Source organism: Mesorhizobium sp. CA7 (assembly GCF_020165015.1).
GTDB lineage: Bacteria > Pseudomonadota > Alphaproteobacteria > Rhizobiales > Rhizobiaceae > Mesorhizobium.
Genome location: NZ_JAIUHH010000002.1, coordinates 594,834 through 616,890 on the forward strand (window position 1 = coordinate 594,834; position 22,057 = coordinate 616,890).

Consider the following 22,057-nt stretch of genomic DNA (forward strand, 5'->3'; position numbering starts at 1 on the left):
ACCAGCTGATGCTTTTACTTTGTTCTTTAAACTGAAGGTCCACAGTCGCATATGGAACCCAGCCTGGCTCGCTATATCTGGACGCACACCAAGAAGCAGCAGCTCTGGATATTGGTTATCGTCTTGCTTTCGATGATCCCGTATTTCATGTCCTTTGACCTGCCGAAGTTGATTGTCAACGGCCCGATCCAAGGTCGCGGCTTCGAGCAGCCGGGCGCGACCCAGCCATTCATGAGGCTACACTATAACCTGCCGTTCATCGGAGAGGTCCAGTTCTTTCCTGGCTTTCAGCTCGACCGCACGACGACGCTGCTTGCCCTGAGCCTTGTGTTCCTCCTGCTGGTCATCATCAACGGCCTGTTCAAATTCTACATCAACACCTACAAGGGCCGCCTCGGTGAACGGATGCTGCGCCGTATCCGCTTCGAACTGGTCGATCGTGTGCTGCGGTTTCCGCCGCGTTATTTCAAGCGCGTGAAATCCGCCGAGGTGGCAACCATGGTGAAGGACGAGGTGGAGCCGCTAGGCGGTTTCATCGGCGATGCTTTCCTGCAGCCGGTGCTGCTCGGCGGCCAGGCGGTGACGGCCATGCTGTTCATCGTGGTCCAGAACTTCTGGCTCGGAATGATCGCCGCCGTGATCGTCTTGATCCAGATCGTGCTGATCCCGCGAATGCGGCGGCGGCTGATCGTGCTCGGGCGCAAACGGCAGTTGACGGCGCGCGCGCTATCGGGCCGCGTCGGCGAAATCGTCGACGGCATCGGCGCGGTTCACGTCCATGATACGTCAAACTACGAGCGCGCCGACATAGCTGCCCGGCTCGGGCTCATCTTCAAGATCCGCTTCGATCTTTACCAATGGAAATTCATGGTGAAGTTCCTCAACAATTTTCTCGCGCAGATCACGCCCTTTCTGTTCTACATGGTCGGCGGGTATCTGGTCATTCGGGGGCGGCTGGACGTCGGTCAGCTCGTGGCCGTGATCGGCGCCTACAAGGACCTGCCCGGACCGATGAAGGAACTGATCGACTGGGATCAGGACCGGCAGGATGTCCAGGTCAAATACCAGCAGGTCGTCGAACAATTCACCGTCGAGGGTCTCATTGCGCCGCGAATCGGGGCACTGACGATCGACGATCCCGGTCCGATGACCAACCCCCTGTCGGCGATCGGTCTGTCCATGGCAGACGATGGCGGTGCAATGCTCCTCGACCGTATCTCTCTCCAGGTCAAGCCGGGGGAGACGGTGGCGCTGGTCAGCACCTCAACAGGTGGAGCGGAGGCGCTTGCAGAGGCCTTCGCGCGGCTGAACTGGCCGGAAAGCGGAAGGGTCGCTTCGGGTGCCGACGACCTGCTTGAACTCCCCGAAGCAGTGACCGGCCGGCGCATGTCCTATGCCTCGTCGGATGTTTTCCTGTTCCAGGCAAGCCTCCGCGACAATCTGCTCTACGGGTTGAAGCATGCGCCGCTGACGTCGGTGACTTATGACGGTGCCGCGGCGGACCAGCACCGCTGGAACATCCACGAGGCGCGCCGATCAGGCAACCCGGACCTTGATATCCACAGCGACTGGATCGACTATGCTTCCGTCGGCGCTACCGGCCCGCACGACCTCTTTGAAGCCGTGCGCCAGGTGCTCGACGCGGTTCTTCTGTCGCGCGACATTTTGGATCTAGGCTTGCGTTCTTCGGCCGACCTCACGCGTCACACGGAACTTGCCGGGCGGATCGTCGAATTGCGTGCGGCGCTGCGAACCCGGCTGGAACACGAAGGATTGAGCGGACTGGTGGTTCCTTTCGAACCGGGCGCCTACAATAAGGAAGCAACGATCGGCCAGAACCTGCTCTTCGGCGCTGCCGCCGGCCCGGAGCTGGCCGACAGGGCTCTGGCGGCCAATCCTTATTTCGCGTCGGTGCTGATGCAAGCCGGCCTCGATCGCATGCTCTACGAAATGGGCATGGATATCGCCAAACAAGCGATCGAGCTGTTTGCCGACCTGCCGCCCGATCACCAGTTCTTCCAGCAGCTCGCCTTCATGAGCGCCGAGGAGATACCAGCCTACGAAACCTTGCTGCAACGGCTCAAGAACCGTCCCTACGAGACGGTCTCGGAGAACGACCGCGCCATGATCGTCACCCTGAGCTTTGCCTATATCGAGCCCCGGCATCGCTTCGGCCTGCTCAGCGACGAATTGATGAACAAGATCGTCGCCGCACGCAACCAGTTCTATGAAGACCTGCCGCCCGAGCTGCAAAACGCCGTCGAACGCTACGATCCTGCCAAATACATTGCTGCGGCTACTGTCATGGACAATGTCCTGTTCGGGCGTCTGGGCAGCAACCATCCCGATGCGCCGGACCGCATACGCTCCATTGTCTATGATATTCTTGATGAACTGGGGCTTTATGCCGAACTGCTGGATGTCGGCTTGGACTTCAACGTCGGCGCCGGCGGCAGGCGGTTGACCAGTGGACAGCGACAGAAGCTCGATGTTGCCCGGGCCCTGCTCAAGCGTCCCGATTTTCTCATTTTCAACCGGCCGCTGTCGGCGCTCGACCAGCGCGTACAAGAAAAGGTGCTGCAAAACGTGCTCGAGGAAGCCAGACGCGACGGCCGTTCGCCGGCAATTGTGTGGGTCGTGACGAATCCGGCAATGGCGATGATGTTCGATCGCGTTGTCGTCTTCGACTCGGGTCGTTTGGTGGAAGACGGACCACACGAGACGCTTTTGGCGGGGAGCGGTATTTTCAAGGAACTGCTGTCATAGAGCCCGGACATTCAGATGGGATCGTTCCGCCGATGGGAACTTGCTGCAAGCTCAAGAGATTAAGGTTTCCAACTGATCAGCCGCCACGTTCGCGCGGTTCGTCCCGCTATCCGCAAGCAGAATTGATTCCATCTGGATGTCGGTTGTTCTAGTCTGGCAGACGTGAATTTTGGGAGGTTTGCGACAATGCTGCTCAAGGATGAGGTCGGAATGCTGCAACGCGTTCCCTTGTTCTCTGGCATCGAGCCGGCAAAGCTCAAGCTGCTTGCGTTCACATCTGATCGCGTAAGCTACAGCGCCGGCCAGATCCTTTTCCGGCAGGGCGACGAGGGAGACGCCGCCTATGTCATCCTTTCAGGCAAGGCCGATATTCTGGTCGATTCCGAGAGCGGACCGATAAAAGTTGCCGAACTGCTGCCAAATTCGATCGTTGGCGAGATTGCCATATTGTGCAACAGCTCCCGCACGGCCACCGTCAGAGCCGCAAGTCCGGTGGAAGCCTTGAGAATTCGCAAGGATCATTTCCTGAGGCTTATGAAGGAGTTCCCGGAAATGACCGTCGAGATGGTTCGGGTTCTCGCCGATCGCCTAAGCCATACGACCGCGGATCTGATCGACGCACGAAGCGCCAAATAACGAATGATTTGCGCCGATCCTTGCCGTCGTGATGGCACTGACCTCTCATGGACAAGGTCATCAGGAGGAAAACCTGTCTCGCCTAGCAGCAGTTGTTTGGCTACGATGGCCTAGGGGACTATGAAGGGCTTGCATGGACGACGACGTTTTCCTGGTCAGGTTTTGGGGCGTCCGCGGCAGCATTTCGGTATCGGGGCCAGACTTCTCCCGCTATGGCGGCAACACGATCTGCATTGAGATGCGATGCGGCAAGCATACGCTTCTGTTCGACGCCGGCTCCGGCTTGCGGCCTGCCGGCTGGGCGCTTCGGGCGTCGGGCGTGACCGATTTCGACCTGTTTTTCACCCACTGCCATTATGACCACATCATCGGGCTGCCGGCATTTAAGCCGATCTATGACCGCAGCGTCAAAGTCAGGCTTTGGTCCGGGCATCTTGCAGGACGCATGACGACCCGACAGATGGTCGATGAGTTCATGCGGCCGCCTTGGTTTCCAGTGAGACTGGACGTCTGCAAGGCAAGCCTCGACTATTGCGATTTCGTGTCAGGAGACGTGCTTCGGCCGCGTGAAGGGGTGGTGATCCGAACCGGCAGTCTCACCCATCCCGGTGGCTGTATAGGCTATCGGGTCGAATGGGGTGGCCGCGTCGTGGCGGTGATCACAGACACCGAACATGAGTCGGGTAAACTCGATCAGGCGGTGCTCGGCCTAATCGAAGATGCCGACCTCGTCATTTACGATTGCGCCTACACCGAGGAGGAAATGGAACGCTACCGCGGGAACGGGCACTCGACATGGCAACAGGGGGTCAAGCTCTGCGAGGCGGCCCGTGCGCGGGAGCTTGCGCTGGTTCACCACGATCCGGCGCGCACCGACGAGGAACTGGACGAGATCGAGAAACTGGCCAAGAACAGGTTTGCCGGCTCTTTTGCCGCGCGGGATGGTCAGACGCTCGAATTTCCAGTCTTATCGCACAAAGCGGGCTGAGCTATTTTCCTCTGCTGGCGCTGCGCCCGATCAATGTCCTGATCGGATGCCATGCACAGGCTGCATTGCGTGCGGTGACGGCGAACAGCCGTTCGAGGAAAAGCCAGGCCGATTCATCATGCACGAGATGATGGGTGAGCAGGCCGACCGGTTCGCCGCCGTCGAATGCATGCCGCAATTGCGCGGCGACGGCCTGAACCAATAGGCCATGATCGCGGCAGCCGCGCGTGCCATGCCAATCCATGATGTCGACATTGCTGTTGATGACCGCCAGCGAAGCCGGCTTCGGCGGCCCAAAGACCGACAGTGCCAAAAATCCTATCGACCCAAGGTCGGATACCAAGCCGGCGTCGATCCTGTTCCAGGGTGGCACCAGCATCGGAACGGCACGTGCGCCGTGCAAGCCGGTTATGCGAGAGAGCCCGCGAGCCAGATCATCGAGCACCGCCTCGGGTGGCCGATGCGGCCCGAGTTCCTGCTTTTTCTGGTCCTCGGGCGCATGATTTCGGTGCGCCCAGCCATGGATGGCGACCGTGGCATGCGGCGCCTCGTCAAGCCGGACGACAAGCTTCTCATCAGTCAGGGCTGGAATGACGGCCAGAGCGACCGGAATCCCGAATTCACTGGTGAGGTCGAGCAGCCGATCAAGCGCAAGCGTCGGATCCACGGCGTCATCGTCGCGCAGCCAGAATTCTGCCTTGCGGTCCGCCCGTTGCCAGCGCGCCAGTTCTTCCACCAAGGGTTGCCAGATCGGATCGGATGTCATGAGACCGGGATCTTCGCAAGAAGTTCGGCCAGACGCGCCGCCGCCGTATCGAGCGAGCGCTCCTCGAGGATGAAACGTCTGGCTTCTGCGGCCATGATGGTTCTTTCGTCGTTACGGGCCAGAAGCCTTTCAATGGCAGAAGCGAACGCCGTCACATCGCCCGGCGGGGTGAGGAACCCGGCCTGGCCATCCCGCACGACCTCCGGCACGCCGGCGATGTCCTGAGCCACCACCGGAAGGCCGGCGGCCTGTGCTTCAAGATAGGCAACACCATAGGCCTCGCCGAAACCCGGCCAGACGTAAATTCCCCCACTGTAGAGGACATCCGGCACGGCGGCCGGCTCAATCGCGCCAAGCCATTCGATACGGTCGGCGGGCAAGCCGGCGAATTGCGCTTTAACCTCGTCACGGGCAGGCCCGTCCCCGACGACCGACATGGTCCAGCGCAGGTGACCGATCGAACCGAGCGCTTGCGCCAGCATGCGATAGCTTTCGAGTTTGTCGCCCCGGCGCATCATGGCGATGGTAACAAGGCGCGTCGGACAACCCCGTGCCGGAATTTCACGGAATGCCGATGTGTCGATGAAGGGCGAAAGCGTGCCGAAAGTGGCGCCGGGTACCGCATCCGCCAGTCCCTGGCGGTCCCTTTGCGTGAAGCAGATGTTCAGTGCCGCCTGTTCGACGGCTCGCGTTACCAACGCTTGCGTATCACCCCACAAACCGGCGTTGCGCCGCCTCGAATAGGAGGCTTCCGCCGTCACATAGGGGACGGCAAAGGCCGCCGCCAGCTCGGGCCCGATCAGGTCGGGTGCCTTGTAATAGGGATGATAAGTGAACCAGAGATCGGGCTTGCCGTCACGATCCCAAAGCCTTGTCAACCTCGCGGCTTCCTCTCGGGCCTCGATCTTGAGCGCATCGAAACTTTTCGGCTCCGGTTCGCGTAGGTAGAAGCGCAATTCGGATGCCAGTTCGACGCTATACCCTCCATGCTCCAGCGCCTTGATCAGCGTCCGTGCCATCTGGCGATCGCCTGAGGCAACGGGATCATTGGGTGACTTCAGCGGCGCGTAGAAGGCAATTCGCATTGCCGAACCCTATCATCGGAAAGCCGGCGCAAGTCAATTTCGCAGCATGATCGACTTCACCCTTCAAGCAGTGGAATGTGCTATCTGATGCCCATGGAAACAGCTGCCGCGTCCGACCCGTTTGTGGCTTCTCTGCCGGTTTTCGCAAAGTTCGAAAGCGTTGCCGATATCGACAACTATCGGCCTCTCCCCGATGACTGGGCGCTGGCCGCCGCAGACATCGTCGGCTCGACCAAGGCGATCGAGGCTGGGCGCTATAAAACCGTCAATATGGCCGGCGCCAGTGTCATTTCGGCGCTGCTGAATGCGCTGGGTCGGCAAGATCTTCCCTTTGTGTTCGGCGGCGACGGCGCGCTCGTGGCGTTTCCAGGCTCGGTCCTGGAGATCACGCGCAACGCGCTGGCGGCTGTCCAGAGATGGGTGGCGGACGAACTGGACCTGACCTTGCGTGCCGCAATCGTGCCGATAAAGGATATAAGAGCGCAAGGTCTCGACGTTCGCGTGGCGAGGTTCCAAGCCTCCGAAGCGGTCTTCTATGCCATGTTCGCCGGCGGTGGTGGCAGTTGGGCGGAAACCGAGATGAAAGCCGGGCGCTACCGCGTCGATCCTGCGCCGGCCGGCGCGCGGCCGGATCTGACCGGCCTCTCCTGCCGCTGGAACCCGATCGAAGCACGGCATGGCGACATCGTCTCGATCATAGCCATACCGGGTCCGTCGCGCGACTTGCGCGGTTTTCAGTCTCTGGTTTTCGACATCATTGCCCTTGCCGGCAGGCAGGAACGCGATGGCCATCCAGTGCCGGTGAACGGGCCGGCCTACAGTTTTTCGCCCGCCGGCTTCGATCTCGAGGCGAGGGCCGTGGCGCCGGCAGGACGGCGGTGGTTGTCGAAGCTGTGGATATTGTTCCTGCTGACGCTAGCGGCCGTTGCCGATCGATTCGGGTGGACGATCGGTCGGTTCGATCCGAAGGCCTACAAACGCGACGTGGCCAGCAATTCGGATTTCCGGAAGTTCGACGACGGCTTGAAGATGACCATCGACGTTGACTCGGACGTCTTGCAACGGATCGAGAACCGGCTGAAACAGGCGGAAGAGGCGGGCATCTGCACCTATGGCCTGCACCGCCAGAAATCGGCCTTGATGACATGCCTCGTCGCTTCGCCGCTGCAGCGCGACCACCTTCATTTCATCGATGGCGCGGCCGGCGGCTATGCGAGGGCTGCCGCAAGCCTGAAGGCGAAGGTGCCGGTTTGATGACGGCTTGCGGAAACCGATCTTCCGCAATATGCCTCGGCCATGGTCCTTGAGACCAAGTGAGCCTCGCCACGGGAACGGACAGCCTGTCCGAATTGACGGGAAAGCAGATTTTTGGACGCCTCACGATCGATATATGACCATCTTCTAAACCGGATTTCGACGCGCGCTGCACAAGTCGGCGTGATCGGACTGGGCTATGTCGGATTGCCGCTGGCGGTTGCGGTCGCACGCGCCGGCTTCCCGATTTCGGGCTTCGACATCGAAGCCCACAAGGTCGAGAGCCTGAACAACGGCCAATCCTACATCGAGGCGGTGGCGTCGACAGCCCTTGCCGGCCAGGTGGCGAGCGGACGGTTCCGCGCCACTGCGGATTTTGCGGAACTGGCCGTCTGCGAGGTCATCATCATCTGCGTTCCGACACCGCTGACGAAAAACCGTGAGCCGGATCTCTCCTTTGTCAGGAACACGGCAGGCACCATTGCGAAGCATCTGCGTCCCGGCCAGCTGGTCGTGCTGGAATCGACCACCTATCCCGGCACCACCGATGACGTGATCAAGCCCATACTGGAAGAAACCGGCTTGCGGTCGAAGATAGACTTCTTCCTCGGCTTCTCGCCCGAACGCGAGGATCCCGGCAACCGCAGCTTCGAAGTCGCGACGATCCCTAAGGTCGTGGCAGGCGACGGCATTGAAGCGGCGACGCTCGTGCAGGCTTTCTACCAGGGCGTGGTCAAGACCGTCGTTCCGGTTTCCACCACGGCGACCGCCGAGGCGGTCAAGCTGACGGAAAACATCTTCCGCTCGGTCAACATAGCACTCGTCAACGAGTTGAAGGTCGTGCTCGGTGCGATGGACATCGACATCTGGGAGGTGATCGAGGCGGCAAAGAGCAAGCCCTTCGGCTACATGCCGTTCTATCCTGGCCCCGGACTTGGCGGGCACTGCGTTCCGATCGATCCCTTCTACCTGACGTGGAAGGCGCGCGAATACGAACTGCCGACCCGCTTCATCGAGCTGGCGGCAGAGATCAACACGGCCATGCCGCGTCATGTGGTCGATGAACTGGCGAAGGCGCTGGACCGGCGCTGTGGTAAGGCGCTCAGCCGCTCGCGCATTCTCATCGTCGGGCTCGCCTATAAGAAGAATGTGCCCGATATCCGCGAAAGCCCCTCATTGCGGCTCATTGAACTCATCGAGGAATGGGGCGGCAAGGCGGAGTTCCACGATCCGCATGTTACCGAGATACCGACCACGCGGGAGCATATGGCGATCAAGGGGCGCCGCTCGGTCGAATTGACCGAGGCGGCTCTGAAGGATTTCGATGCTGTCGTCGTTGCAACCGACCACGACGCGATCGACTATCAGACGATCGCCGATCACGCCCCTCTAATCGTCGACACACGCAATGTTTTTGGCCGCCTCGGGCTGGACCGAGAGACAGTGCTAAAGGCCTGACGGCATCTGAGCCGGCGAATTTCTTGTGCGGTGTCAGGATCGTGGTTGCACTCCGTCGGCTGACTCGCCACATAACGCCACCGAATACAGATGCATTTATGCCTTCCCCTTGGCCGCAAGGATAGTCATCCGGGATATTCTTCGCCGCTTTTGCCGCCGAGGCCGGCCTTGTTGACTTCGGGTGTCTTATCGTTGGGTCGTTGACGGACTGTGTTATGGCAGATCAGAGGATAATGGTTCCGTCTTCCGACGGGTTTCGAGATAGCATGAGCACATCGTACGCAGAAATTTCCACCATTCTCATGGATAAGGTTGCCGATTGGCTGAACGAATCGGCGCTGGCGGGCAACGACCTGGAAACATTGGTAAATGGCTTTTGCGAACGGCTGGCTGCTGCCGGCCTGCCGCTGAAGCGGGTGCATTTGAGCTTCTCGATGCTTCACCCGCTCTATGACGCGCTTGGCTTCACCTGGGTTCGCGGCCAGGGCATGGAAGTGGAAGGCTTCCGCAAGGAGGCCGGTGTGCCGTCTGAGAGATTCCTGACCAGCCCATACTACCATCTGCTCAGCAATAAGCTCGACCATCTGCGACGCCGGCTCGACCCGTCGGTGGTGTCGGAGTTTCCTGTTTTCGATGACCTCCGGCTTATGGGCATCACCGATTACATGGCTTTCGTCCATCCCTTCAGCGGCAACGCCAGTCAGGGCATGATGGGATCTTGGTCGACCGACAGCGCCGCAGGCTTCAGCGACAGCATGATTTCGGCGCTGCTGCGCATCCAGAGCCATCTCGCTATCGCCACCAAGATGGCGGTGCTCACCAAGCTCGCCGACAACATGATGACCACCTATCTCGGCGGCGACGCTGGCAGGCGCGTTCTTGACGGCCAGATCAAGCGCGGCGAGGGCGATACAATCCGGGCCGCACTGGTAATGGGAGATATGCGCGGGTCGTCGAGGCTCGCCGAAACCTCCGGCCGCGAAGTCTATATCGATACGCTGAACCAGTTTTTCGACGCCGTTGCCGCACCTTTCAATCGCAACGGCGGGCAGATCATGAGTTTCATCGGTGATGGCTTCATTGCCGTCTACCCTTGCGAAAGGCACCGTTCGCAGTCCGAGATCGCCTGCCAGGCTGCGCTTGCGGCCGCGCACAAGGCCAGCGCGCGCATGATGGATCTCAACCTGCGCCGAAAGGAGCAGGGGTTGTCAGACATCAAATTCGGTATCGGCCTGCATGTCGGCAATGTGATGTTTGGCAATGTCGGGCTTAAAGACCGGCTCACATTCTCTGTCTTCGGCTCGGCTGTGAACGAGGTCCAGCGCCTGCAGACCCTGACCAAGAAATATCCGCACAGCGTTCTGGCCAGCAAAGACTTCGCCGGCTATTGCGGCGCCAACAGCTGGCTGACGCTCGGCCACGAGGAACTGGCTGGCATCAAGCAGAAGCTGATGGTGCTTTCACCCGATCTGTCGGGAGCCCTCGTACCCGATGAAGACGGTGCGCCGGAGCCGATTCACGACCGAAGATCGGACGCCGAGCAGGTCATGCTGCTTCATCGCGATGCCGCGCGGATGGCGGCGGGCGACCCGAGTAAGCTCCAGTAAACCGCCGCGATCTGGCTCGATCGCCTTTAGTAGCCGGTTTGGTCGTCGGTTCCGCCACTGGCGACCGCTTCGAATCCAAGTTGCTCTGCGCTGACAATGCGCTAGTCTCGCTTTCTGGAGAGCTGCCAGAGTGGGGCTGGTGTGAGAATGAATTCGAGTGTCGATCTGCTGCGGATCGAAGACGTTGGCATCTCTTTTGCCATCATGGGGGGGCCGTTGCATGCCGTCAGGCGCGCAAATCTTCGCGTCCTGCCCGGGAAGGTTACCGCGCTTGTGGGCGAGTCAGGTTCCGGTAAATCGGTTCTCAGCCAAGCCGTGATGGGCATTTTGCCGAACACAGCCCATGTTCGCGGCCGGATCCTGTTCTCCGATCCTGAAAAGCCCGGCACGACGCAGGATATTCTCAAGATGTCGCGTGATGGGCCCGAAATCCGGGCGTTGAGAGGCAGCCGCATCGGCAAGATCTTTCAGGAGCCGATGACATCGCTGTCGCCGCTCCACACGATCGGCAACCAAGTCAGCGAATCCCTGCAGATTCATACGCCCATGGCTCGGGCGGAGCGCAAGGCGCGGACCGAGGAAATGCTCAGCCTCGTCGGCTTTCCCAATCCCAAGCGCGCCTATGACATGTATCCCTTCGAACTTTCTGGAGGATTGCGTCAGCGCGCCATGATCGCCATGGCGCTTATCTGCCGGCCCGCCCTGTTGATCGCCGATGAGCCGACGACGGCGTTGGACGTCACCATCCAGGCGCAAATCCTGCAATTGCTGCGCGGGCTTCAGACCAAGCTGAACATGGCGATGCTGCTGATCACGCACGACCTCGGCGTGGTCGCCAATGTCGCCGACGAGGTGGTGGTCATGTACCATGGCGAGATCATGGAGGCGGGACCTGTCGAGGCGATATTCCGCCGGCCAGGCCATCCTTACCTTAAGGGCCTGATGGCAGCCGTTCCGCATTTCGACCTGAAGCCTGGCGAAAGGCTAAAGGCGCTACGCGAGGTGCCGGTGAATGTCGGAAACCTGCTCGGCAAGCAGACCGCGCCGGCATCGGAGGGGCCGGACGACATCCTGCTGGCGGTCAGGGATCTGACAAAGACCTTCACCATCCGCAAGTCCGGATGGTTCGGCGGGGATCATCAAACCTCTGTTCGCGCCGTCGACGGTGTGAGCTTCGACATCAGGCGAGGTGAATGCCTGGGTCTGGTCGGCGAAAGCGGTTCCGGCAAAACCACCGTCAGCAAGATCCTCATGCGGGCCGTCACTCCCAGCGGTGGTTCTGTGATCTTCAACAGCCGCGAGGGACCGATCGACGTCCTGGCAGGCGAGGGAGAGGCCTTGCACATGCTGCGCGCGAAAATCCAGATGGTCTTTCAGGATCCGGTTTCGTCGCTTTCACCTCGCATGACGGTGGAGAACATCTTGAGCGAGCCGCTGGAAATCCATCAGCGCGGCAATGCCGCGTCCCGGTTAGCCATGGTCAAGAACCTGATGCAGGCAATCGGGCTCGATCCGCGCTTTATCAAACGTTACCCGCACAGTTTCTCCGGCGGGCAGCGTCAGCGTATCGGCATCGCGCGCGCGCTAGCGCTGGGGCCTGAACTGCTAATCTGCGACGAGCCGGTTTCGGCGCTCGACGTCTCCGTCCAGGCGCAGATCCTGAACCTTCTGAAGGATCTGCAGAAGGAACTGGGACTGACCTACCTGTTCATATCCCACAACCTGGCGGTGGTGGACTACATGGCAGACCGCATCGCCGTGATGTGCGGCGGGCGTATCGTCGAGCTTGCGCCGCGCGAAATCCTGCTCAGGAAACCGATCCACCCCTACACGCGCTCACTGGTCGCCGCAGTGCCTTTCCCCGATCTCGACAGGCCGATGGATTTCAAGACGCTGAAGCTCAGCGGCGCTTCCGACAGTAGCGCCTGGGGACCGCAATTCCGCGACGAGGGCAGCGACGATATGCTATCGCCGCTCGATCTTGGCGGCGGCCACCTCGTGCTGGCCCGGCGTTCGGCCGATGTCAGCGAGCTGCGCCATTGATCAGCCGGCGCACCGTCCTCGGACTCTTGGCTTCGGCATTTGTGCCGAGCACGTTGCACGCCGGCGATCTGGAGCCAGAATTTCTTCAGCCGCTGCTGAAGGCCCTGGCGCTGCCGGCACTCGCCAAACGCCTGCCCAAGAGCCCGCGCGTGGTGAACCTCGCTGCAATGGGCCGGCAGCCCGGCCAGTATGGCGGCACGCTGCGCACGATCATCGGCAGCCAGAAAGATATCCGGTTGATGACCATCTACGGATATGCTCGCCTGGTCGGCTATGACGAAAAGCTCAACCTGCAACCCGACATTCTCGAAAGTTTCGACGTGGCGGACGATCGCGTCTTCACTTTCAAGATACGGGAAGGACATAAATGGTCTAACGGCAGCCTGCTGACGCCGGAGGATTTTCGCTATTGCTGGGAAGATGTCTGGCTGAACGATGAGCTTACGCAAGGCGGGCTCCCCCCGATGCTGCTGGCGGACGGCAAGCCGCCACGCTTCGAGATCGTCGATCCGCTGACGGTCCGCTATAGCTGGGATGCGCCAAATCCCGACTTCCTGCCCAAGCTCGCTGCCGCTTCGCCGCTATCACTTGTTCTGCCGGCCGCCTATCTCAAGCAGTTCCACAAGAAATACCAGGATCCATTCCGGCTCGCCGGCCTGATGGAGGAGAACAGGGCCAAGAAATGGACGCTCCTGCATATCCGCATGTCTCGGCAGTATCGCCCGGAGAACCCGGAACTGCCGACGCTCGATCCCTGGCAGAACCGGACCAAGCCGCCGGCCGAGCAGTTTGTCTTCGAGCGAAACCCGTTCTTTCATCGAATAGACGAGAATGGCCGGCAACTGCCCTATGTTGACCGGGTAATCATGAATGTGAGCTCGTCGGCGATCATCTCCGCCAAGACCGGTGCCGGCGAGAGCGACCTGCAATGTATGGGAATTGACTTTGCCGATTACTCCTTCCTGAAGGATGCGGAGAAGCGCTACCCGGTGAAGATGCATCTGTGGAAACGCACACAGGGTTCGCGGCTGGCGCTGCTGCCCAATCTGAATTGTGCCGACCAGGTGTGGCGTGGCCTTTTTCGTGACGTGCGCATGCGTCGCGCACTTTCGCTTGCTGTGGACAGGCGCGAGATCAATTTGGCGGTGTTCTACGGATTGGCGCAGGAAAGTGCCGATACGGTCCTGCCAGAGAGCCCGCTCTACCGGCCGGAATTCGCGAAAGCCTGGGTAGCCCATGATCCCGACCAGGCCAATGCGCTGCTCGATGAGGTCGGGCTTCAGACGCGTGACGGTGACGGCTTGCGGATACTTCCCGACGGACGCCCGGCGCAAATCATCGTGGAAACGGCCGGCGAAAGCACACTGGAAACCGACGCGCTCGAACTCATCACCGATCACTGGCGCGAGATCGGCCTCGCCCTGTTCGTCCGGACTTCGCAGCGCGACATCTTCCGCAGCCGCGCGCTTGGCGGCGAGATCATGATGTCGATATGGTCGGGCATCGACAATGGCGTGCCGACCGCCGATATGAATCCGTACCAGTTGGCTCCCACCATGGACGACCAGCTGCAATGGCCGCTCTGGGGTGCTCACTACCTGTCCCATGGCACGCTCGGTGAGGCGCCCGATCTTCCGTCTGTCGTCGAGTTGATGGCTTTGCTCAAGCGCTGGAACGCTTCGACCGGAGCCGCTGAGCGCGCCGAAATCTGGAATTCAATGCTGTCGATCTACACCGATCAGGTGTTTTCGATCGGCACGGTGAACGGAACCCATCAGCCGATTCTGGCGTCCTCGCGGCTGCGCAATCTGCCTGACAAGGCGCTCTACAGCTACGACCCGACCGCCTATTTCGGTGTCTATATGATGGACACATTCTGGCTTGGAGAGTCCTGAGCGTGCTTCGATATATTGTCTGGCGCATTGCTGTGATGGTTCCGACGCTGCTGATCATATCGGCGCTGGTGTTCACGATCATCGAACTTCCCCCGGGCGACTATTTCGACAGCTATGTTTCCGAGCTTCGGGCTCAGGGCGAAGCGGTGGATTCCGATCGCATCCAGATGATGCGCAAGGAGTATGGTTTCGACAAGCCGCCGGTCATTCGCTACTTCTACTGGGTCGGCGGAATGCTGCACGGCGATTTCGGCTATTCCTTCGAATATGAGCTGCCGGTTCGCGACGTCATCGGGGACCGAATGTGGCTGACCGTGCTGGTTTCCTTCGTCACGATCATCTTCACCTGGCTCATCGCCTTTCCGATCGGCATGTACTCAGCCACCCATCAATACAGCTGGGGCGACTACGGCCTGACTTTCTTCGGCCTTCTCGGCCTTGCCATTCCGAATTTCATGCTGGCGCTGATCCTGATGTATTTCGCCAACATCTGGTTCGGCACGTCCATCGGCCATCTCATGGACCAGCAATATCTCGGCGAGCCGATGAGCTGGGCCAAGGCGAAGTCGATCCTCGCCCATCTCTGGATCCCGGTCTTGATCATCGGCACCGGTGGCACGGCAAGCATGATCCGGCGGCTGCGCGCCAATCTGCTCGATGAGCTACACAAGCAATATGTCGTGACCGCGCGCGCCAAAGGCCTTCATCCCTTCAAGGCGCTGGTCAAATATCCGCTGCGCATGGCGCTCAATTTCTTCATTTCAGACATCGGCTCTATTCTGCCGGCCATCATTTCCGGCGCCGAAATCACGGCGATCGTGCTGTCTTTGGAAACGACCGGGCCGATGCTGATCAAGGCGCTGCAAAGCCAGGACATGTATCTGGCAGGGTCGTTCCTGATGTTCCTCGCCTTCCTTACGGTCATCGGCGTCCTGATTTCCGACCTCGCGCTGGCGCTGCTTGATCCGCGAATTCGTTTGCAGGGCGGGAGCACCAAATGAATACGCAATCGCCGCTGCCCGCTCCGGGTGCTCCACTACAACACTACGTTTCCATTGCGCCCTTTGACCTGCAGTCGGTCGAGGCGATGACGCCTGAGCAGTCGAAAGTCTTCCAGGCGTCGCAGTTGCGGCTGATGTGGTGGAAATTCCGACGGCACCGGCTTGCCCTCATATCCGGCATATTCCTGGCAGCGCTTTATCTTGGGATACTGATCTGCGAGTTCCTGGCGCCCTACAATCTGCACACGCGCAACATGGACTACATCTATTCGCCGCCGCAGTGGGTGCACCTGTTCCACAACGGCCAGTTTGTCGGGCCGTTCGTGTATGGCCGCGAGATGACGCTGGATATGGACACGCTCAAGCGGAACTATATGGACAAGCAGGATGACGTTCAGCGGATCCGTTTCTTCTGCAAGGGCGACAGCTACCTATTCTGGGGTCTGATCGAAGGTGACAGGCATCTTGTCTGCCCTGCCGAAAACGGCCAGCTCTTTCTGGCCGGCACCGACAGGCTGGGGCGCGATGTGCTCTCGCGCATCATCTATGGCGCGCGCATTTCACTGACGATCGGCCTTGTCGGCATCGGTTTCAGCTTCCTGCTCGGCATCGTCATCGGCGGGCTGGCCGGCTATCATGGCGGTATGTTCGACCTGATCGTTCAACGGATAATCGAAGTTCTGCAATCTATCCCCAGCATTCCGTTATGGCTGGCTCTGGCGGCGATCATGCCGATAACCTGGAGTCCGATCCTGATCTATTTCGGCATCACCGTCATCCTCGGGCTGCTCCACTGGACCGGGCTGGCGCGGGCCGTGCGTTCAAAGCTTCTAGCCTTGCGCGAGGAGGATTACGTTCTGGCCGCGCAATTGATGGGCGCCAGCAGCAGCCGCATTATCCGGCGGCACCTCATTCCCGGCTTCATGTCGCATCTGATCGCGACGGCGACGATCTCCATACCCGGCATGATCCTGGGCGAGACGGCGCTGAGCTTCCTCGGGCTCGGCCTGAGGGCGCCGATAACCAGCTGGGGCATCCTGCTCACCGAGGCGCGCAGCGTTAGCGTGATCGCGTTCTATCCATGGCTGCTTTTGCCGATCCTCCCCGTCATTCTCGTCATCCTGGCGTTCAACTTCCTCGGCGACGGCCTGCGGGACGCCGCAGACCCCTACAAGTGACATCGTTGTATTCCGCCGCGCGGCCTGCCGACGGCTCCACCCGGAATGACGCTTGTCGGCGGCCGGTGCGTTATTGCAGGGTTCGTCATTCGCCTCTATATGCGGCAAGCCTCGATCGGGGCTGCTGGTTCAGGACATACAATCGCATATGAGTCGCCTCGAGAGTTTCATCCGCAGGCTGACGGCACAGCGCGACATTCTCGATCAGGTCTGCGCGGAGGTGGCGAAGATCGAGGGCCCCATCCTCGAGCTCGGCCTCGGCAATGGCCGCACGTTCCACCATCTGCGCGAGCGCCTGCCCGGACGCCGGATCGTGGCGTTCGACCGCGCACTGGCCGCACACTCCAGCTCAATTCCCGAAGCCGAAAACCTGGTGCTCGGCGAAATACGTGAGACGGCGATCAGGTTCATTGGCATCGACGCCGCTCTTGTTCATGCCGACATCGGCACCGGCTATGAAGATCGCGACGCAGTGACCGCTACCTGGCTTCCCGATCTGACCGCGGGCCTGCTTCGCGTCGGCGGCATCGTGGTCAGCGGCACGCCGCTCGATCACCCGCAGTTGCAACGCCTCCCGCTGCCGCCTTCGGTGCCTGCCGATCGTTACTTTATCTGCAGGCGCGTGTAAGGGACCGGGACGACCGAGTCTTCAGGGGATCGTATATACTGCTATCTCTCGCTCAATGCCGCGCAGCGAGACCTCGTGGGGTTCCGGCTTCAGCGATTTCCTGCGCAACAGATCGGCGGTGAGATTGTCGTCAACCACCGCGCGAGTGGCGAAGATCGCCTGTGCGTTGGCAAGGTTCTGGACTCGCGAAGCGATGTTGACCGTCTGGCCGAAATAGTCCTGCCGCTCGTTCATAGACACGGCGATGCAGGGGCCGGAATGGATTCCGATCTTGAGCAGCAGATCCTCGCGCCCGCTCTCGTCGTTGAGCGCACGCATGGCATCGCGCATCCTGAGGGCCGCGGCAATCGCACGATCAGGCGTCGCGAAGGTCGCCATCACCGCATCGCCGATCGTCTTCACCACCGCGCCAGCCTCCGCCGCGACGATCTCGTGCAGAACCTGAAAATGCGCGCGCACGAGATCGAAGGCCGAAAGATCGCCCACCCGCTCGTAAAGCGCGGTCGATCCGCGCAGGTCGGTGAACAGGAAGGTCAGGCTGGTGATCTTCAGGCGCTGGTTGATGTCGAGCGTATCCGTGCGATAGAGATCGCGGAACGTCTGATTGGTGAGCAGGCGCTTGGCTGTGAGGAAGGGCCGGCGCCTGCCCAGCAGATCGTGCAAGCCCTGACTGGCGATGAAAACCGTCGGCAGCACGCGTGTGTCGGTCCTGTTCTCCAGCGAAATGCGCAACGGCCCGGGTTGCATCTCCAGCGTCTGGCTCTGGACATGGTCGCGGTCGAAGACCAACGAAAGGCTTCGGCGCTCCTTTGTCGGCTCACCCTTCACGTCGATGAACTGCACCGAATGGGTAACCGGCTCGAAGACGATGATGAAATCGGACGGAAGCTGTACGGTCAGAACCGCCTTTTCACCGGGCGCAAGCTCGATGTCCTCCAGCGAGATCTCTTCCATCCTTTTCGCGAAGTCTTCATCCGGCAGATCGACGCCGGACGCCCAGTAGATCTGCCGGAAATACTCCATCAACGGCAGCTCATGCGGATTGTGGGCGGCGATCCTGCGTATGCGGGGACTGACGGTGAACGTCACCTCGACCATCTCGTCGAGGGTCGGTGAATAACCCTCGGCGCACAGCGTGCAGGTGTATTCGTCCTTCTGCACCGTTTTCAGCGTGGCGTTGGTGTCGAGCACGCCGCCACAGCCGGGGCACAGAACATTCCACGAAATGTCGAAGATGCCGACCCGCGCCGCATGGAGAAAGGCGCCTATGGTGCGCTCCTCGTCGAGGCCATGCTTGCTGGCGAAGGCTAGAACATTGATGCGGCAAAGTTCGCGGTCCTCGCCCTCGGCGATGATCCGCTTGATCACGTCGATTGCCAGAGGATCGACATCTGCCGATTGCCGCAGAAGCGAGAACAGGTCCTGAGCTTCGTTCATCGTGCAGGCTCCGGAAAATGCGCCCGAGGCATGTTGACCGGATCGCTTTTTGGTCCGAGCGCCGCATTTTACTTCGAAACGGGCCGTGCGGCTATTCGAATAGACAAGTCCTTTCCAATCGGCCGATTTTCACCGGTCGCAAGCGGCACTATGATAGTCCACGGGCATTCACCCTGGGGAGTCTCTCCCATGCCGACATACGACGACCCGCCATTTCCCACGGCCCTGCGCCTTTTTTCGGTGGCCGTCATCATCGTCCTGATCGTGGGCGCGGGCCTGTTTTTCGCGCCTGTGCTGGTCAAGCCTCGGTGGCCTTGGGCCGTGACGCCGTTCAATGCCCGCTTCCTCGGCGGCTTCTACACCGCCGAAATGGTCGTTATGGCGGCGCTGCTGTTCTGGAACCGCTGGTCGCCCGGCAGACTCGTGCTGGTCATGGCCTTCATCTTCACCGTCATCGTGTCGGCGGCTTCGTTCATCAATCTCGGCTATTTCAACTTCGAGCGCAAAGCGCCGTGGCTGTGGTTTTTGGTCTATCTTGGCTCGGTCGCAGTATCGGGGCTGTTCCTGTGGCAGGCCTGGGATCGTCCTTCTGCAAAGGGCGTCACCTTAAACCCGGCATGGCGCGGCTACATGCCGGTGGAATTGGCGATCCTCGGATTCTATGGCATCGGCCTGTTGGTGTTTCCCCTGACATTCAGTAGCTTCTGGCCATGGCCGATCGATGCCTTCCACGCGCAGGTCTACAGCGCCATCTTCCTCGCCGGCGCGGGGGGCATATTTCTCGCCTGGAGAAGCGCGCCGCGCGAGGAGCTGGTGGTGCTCGGCCTGGCGCAGTTTTTGGTTGGCCTGCTTGCCATCCTTGGCCTCGTCATCACCGACGCTGCGGTGCACCGGATCGACTGGACGGCGACCGGGACGTTGTGCTGGCTCGCTCTTTTCGGCTGGATCGGCATCAGCGGCGTCTTCAAACTCTACGCCGCCTCCCGGTATTTTAGCTCGCAATCGGCATCATAGCTTGCAGACACGGCTGGATTTCCAGGTGAGGTCCGGTGCATCGTGCAGGGCCGATTGCCTTCGCCGGGAACGCCATGACCAGCACGACCTCGCCATCCTCCAACAAAATCCAGCCGCAGCTCCGATCTGTCCGGCCAAGCGATGCGGAGGCACTTTGCGCTATCTTCAACATGCCGGGCTTCCGCCGGGGCACGTTCAGAATGCCTTTCGAGATGGTGGAGCAGGTGGAGCGGCGCATCGCCAAGGCCGGCCAGGAAACCACTTGGATCGTTGCGGAGTTGGACGGCAAGGTCGTCGGCCATGGCAGCTTGGTCGTGCAGGGTTCGCCGCGCCGTTCGCATATCGGCGAGATCAATATCGGCCTTGACGATGCCTTTGTTGGCAAGGGCATTGGCTCTGCCATCCTTGACGCGCTGCTTGACGTGGCCGACAACTGGCGGGCCCTGAAGCGAGTCGAATTGACCGTCTATGCCGACAACGAACCGGCCCTCCGTCTCTACACAAGCCACGGCTTCGTGGTCGAAGGTCGGCATGTGAAGGCCGGTTTTACTGACGGGCAGTACCACGACCTCCTGAGCATGGCCCGGCTGCGGTTCTAAGATCCTGTTTAGCCTTAGCTGTTTAGCCAATCTGACAATTCGTGCCGGGTCGGCGAACAGGTGATTGCTCATGGAGAACTCCATAGGATACGGTCAATTTCGTCTCACACCATTTGATCGAATTGACGATCTGGGCTGGCCGCATCCAGCAAGTCTGGTCTCCTTGGCGTTTGCACTGCAAGCGGCTAGACGGGACCAATGACCGCCGTCTTTGATCCATCTCCTACGCCTCCGGTGGAACCTCTGGCTTTGCTGTCGCCGCTCTGCCCGGAAGTCGTGCGTGACATCGAGCAGAACTGGAATGCACCGGTTTCCGACTACGCCTGCCATCTGTGGCGGCCGGTGGCAAGGCCTACATCCGGCCCCGCGATCGCTGCCCGCTCGATCCTGCGCGAAGTCCTGCATCAGCGCCTCGGTGTGATTATGCAGCCTGAGGAGATCGGCAAGGCCCTCGAAGAGTTCGAGCACAGACCGGTGATTCAGTCCGGCCTGCACTGCCTGCTTCTGATGGACCGGATCACCTTCGATGCCCTCCTGATTGCTTGGCTCGGCGCGGTCGAAAACGGGCTGTCGGCCTTCTTCGGCTTCATGGGAACGACGATGACCATGGAAACAATTAGCCGGGAGGGGCCGGGATGGCTGGATGTCGGGGACGACAAGATCAACCTGTTCGGCATGGGGCGCCACAAACTGTGCCGCAAAAGTGTCTGCGTGGCCGGTCCCGTCTCCCTCAACAAGCGCGCGCTCGAAGCGGTGGGCGATGAAACGGATGCCAGCCGCTGGCTGGGCACACTGCTTGCCAGTCAAGACAAGGTGTTTGGAACCGCTGCCGATGCGCTGACAGCCTTCAACCAGGATCTGGTCGCCAATTGGGATCGATCCGGCATGGCCCTGCCGGTTTTCATTGATGATCGGCTCGCCGCGGCTGCCATGGCTCGGCATCTGGAACATGACGACAGCCTTCTGTCCAGGCTGCTCGTTGAGCCCGCAAGGCGCCAGCGTCTCGAACGTGCCTTGCAAGAGGCCGCATCGAGCCCATTTGGCAGATTCCTGCCCAATACCACGGCCTATTTCTGGGGCATCCGCGAGGAGCGCGTGCGCAAGCTCGTCCTCGAGAACGGGCACCTGATCGAGCCCGACAGGCCGCATGGTCTTTCCATCCCGTTCGAGCGGCCGTATCTCAAGCAGGCGCTGCTGGACGGCGTGCTGCTGCCGAACTTGTTCCTGATGTTCCTCGTTCTTGCCATATTGCCGCGCGTGCGGGTTGTGGGCGGATTGAGACAGATTGGCTATGTAGCGCTTTTCCACTCGATCCTGCTGGCTGCGCTAGACGAAAACGCGCCGGAAGAGCGCGATCTGGCTGCGGAGCTGCAGGTTCGGGAAAATGCCTGGGGAATGCGGGTCATCGATGAAAAGATCTCGGTCCGCGAGCAGCTTGCCGGCCTACCCGAGGGGGCGCTCTTCCCGGAACTGCTCCGGCAATATCGTTTGCGGACATTTGCCGAGACGACCGACGACCTGAAACTCGTTCGCGAAGACGCCCGGTGGCGCAAGATCGGCCAGGCAGAGATCAAGGCGACCTGAGCCTCACTCAGCCCTTATCTCAGGCTGTTTTTCTAGGGTGCAACCGCAAGCGACGGCGATCTATCGGTGAGCCTCTGGCGTCCGATCCGGCCGCTTCCTTGAGGGTTAGCAGCAGTCA

At 60.5% G+C, this 22,057-nt stretch carries 17 protein-coding genes; 14 read left to right on the forward strand and 3 right to left on the reverse strand.

Annotated elements, in window-relative coordinates; genetic code table 11:
- Window positions 1-51: 51 nt before the first annotated feature.
- The 3 genes from LB552_RS07470 to LB552_RS07480 all read left to right on the forward strand — a co-directional run bounded on the left by LB552_RS07470 (window position 52) and on the right by LB552_RS07480 (window position 4,390).
- Window positions 52-2,766, forward strand: a complete 2,715-nt coding sequence (locus tag LB552_RS07470) for an ABC transporter transmembrane domain-containing protein (protein WP_095765768.1) — start codon at window positions 52-54, stop codon at window positions 2,764-2,766.
- A 186-nt stretch (window positions 2,767-2,952) separates the two neighbouring features.
- Window positions 2,953-3,402 carry a cyclic nucleotide-binding domain-containing protein gene (locus LB552_RS07475; protein WP_095765767.1) on the forward strand — a complete coding sequence of 150 codons (450 nt, stop codon included), beginning with the start codon at window positions 2,953-2,955 and terminating at the stop codon, window positions 3,400-3,402.
- 133 nt (window positions 3,403-3,535) lie between these two features.
- Complete coding sequence (locus LB552_RS07480) at window positions 3,536-4,390, forward strand: MBL fold metallo-hydrolase (protein WP_140846255.1); 855 nt, start codon at window positions 3,536-3,538, stop codon at window positions 4,388-4,390.
- A 1-nt stretch (window position 4,391) separates the two neighbouring features.
- Here the strand turns inward: LB552_RS07480 and LB552_RS07485 are convergent, their stop codons facing one another.
- The gene (locus LB552_RS07485) at window positions 4,392-5,156 is read right to left on the reverse strand and encodes a polysaccharide deacetylase family protein (RefSeq protein ID WP_224603343.1); all 765 of its coding nucleotides are present in this window, start codon (window positions 5,154-5,156) and stop codon (window positions 4,392-4,394) included.
- Window positions 5,153-6,241: a glycosyltransferase family 4 protein gene (locus LB552_RS07490; RefSeq protein ID WP_224603344.1), complete on the reverse strand. Its 1,089-nt coding sequence runs from the start codon at window positions 6,239-6,241 to the stop codon at window positions 5,153-5,155. Before LB552_RS07490 ends, LB552_RS07485 begins: the two co-directional genes overlap by 4 nt.
- 93 nt (window positions 6,242-6,334) lie before the next feature.
- On the opposite strand from LB552_RS07490, the gene LB552_RS07495 reads away from it, so the two are divergent.
- The 8 genes from LB552_RS07495 (at window position 6,335) to LB552_RS07530 (ending at window position 17,305) form a co-directional block, all read left to right on the forward strand.
- Entirely contained in the window at window positions 6,335-7,495 is a 1,161-nt protein-coding gene (locus tag LB552_RS07495) for a DUF3095 domain-containing protein (RefSeq protein WP_224603412.1), read from the forward strand.
- 114 nt (window positions 7,496-7,609) lie between these two features.
- Complete coding sequence (locus LB552_RS07500) at window positions 7,610-8,953, forward strand: nucleotide sugar dehydrogenase (protein ID WP_095765762.1); 1,344 nt, start codon at window positions 7,610-7,612, stop codon at window positions 8,951-8,953.
- A gap of 266 nt (window positions 8,954-9,219) precedes the next feature.
- Complete coding sequence (locus LB552_RS07505) at window positions 9,220-10,560, forward strand: adenylate/guanylate cyclase domain-containing protein (RefSeq protein ID WP_095765761.1); 1,341 nt, start codon at window positions 9,220-9,222, stop codon at window positions 10,558-10,560.
- Window positions 10,561-10,707: 147 nt separating this feature from the next.
- The gene (locus tag LB552_RS07510; RefSeq protein WP_224603346.1) at window positions 10,708-12,603 is read left to right on the forward strand and encodes an ABC transporter ATP-binding protein; all 1,896 of its coding nucleotides are present in this window, start codon (window positions 10,708-10,710) and stop codon (window positions 12,601-12,603) included.
- Entirely contained in the window at window positions 12,600-14,498 is a 1,899-nt protein-coding gene (locus LB552_RS07515) for an ABC transporter substrate-binding protein (protein WP_224603353.1), read from the forward strand. Before LB552_RS07510 ends, LB552_RS07515 begins: the two co-directional genes overlap by 4 nt.
- Window positions 14,499-14,500: 2 nt before the next feature.
- Window positions 14,501-15,499 (forward strand): ABC transporter permease, encoded by a 999-nt coding sequence (locus LB552_RS07520; protein ID WP_095765758.1) that lies wholly within the window; start codon window positions 14,501-14,503, stop codon window positions 15,497-15,499.
- On the forward strand, window positions 15,496-16,677 hold the full coding sequence (locus LB552_RS07525; protein WP_140846261.1) for an ABC transporter permease: 1,182 nt from the start codon (window positions 15,496-15,498) through the stop codon (window positions 16,675-16,677). Before LB552_RS07520 ends, LB552_RS07525 begins: the two co-directional genes overlap by 4 nt.
- 148 nt (window positions 16,678-16,825) lie before the next feature.
- Window positions 16,826-17,305 carry a class I SAM-dependent methyltransferase gene (locus LB552_RS07530; protein ID WP_095765756.1) on the forward strand — a complete coding sequence of 160 codons (480 nt, stop codon included), beginning with the start codon at window positions 16,826-16,828 and terminating at the stop codon, window positions 17,303-17,305.
- A 21-nt stretch (window positions 17,306-17,326) separates the two neighbouring features.
- Here LB552_RS07530 and LB552_RS07535 read toward each other — a convergent pair whose 3' ends face one another.
- On the reverse strand, window positions 17,327-18,742 hold the full coding sequence (locus LB552_RS07535) for an adenylate/guanylate cyclase domain-containing protein (RefSeq protein ID WP_224603355.1): 1,416 nt from the start codon (window positions 18,740-18,742) through the stop codon (window positions 17,327-17,329).
- Window positions 18,743-18,931: 189 nt separating this feature from the next.
- On the opposite strand from LB552_RS07535, the gene LB552_RS07540 reads away from it, so the two are divergent.
- The 3 genes from LB552_RS07540 to LB552_RS07550 all read left to right on the forward strand — a co-directional run bounded on the left by LB552_RS07540 (window position 18,932) and on the right by LB552_RS07550 (window position 21,939).
- The gene (locus LB552_RS07540; protein ID WP_224603356.1) at window positions 18,932-19,756 is read left to right on the forward strand and encodes a hypothetical protein; all 825 of its coding nucleotides are present in this window, start codon (window positions 18,932-18,934) and stop codon (window positions 19,754-19,756) included.
- A 74-nt stretch (window positions 19,757-19,830) separates the two neighbouring features.
- Window positions 19,831-20,355 carry a GNAT family N-acetyltransferase gene (locus LB552_RS07545; RefSeq protein WP_095766169.1) on the forward strand — a complete coding sequence of 175 codons (525 nt, stop codon included), beginning with the start codon at window positions 19,831-19,833 and terminating at the stop codon, window positions 20,353-20,355.
- Between the two features lie 198 nt (window positions 20,356-20,553).
- Complete coding sequence (locus LB552_RS07550) at window positions 20,554-21,939, forward strand: hypothetical protein (RefSeq protein WP_224603357.1); 1,386 nt, start codon at window positions 20,554-20,556, stop codon at window positions 21,937-21,939.
- Window positions 21,940-22,057: the final 118 nt, after the last annotated feature.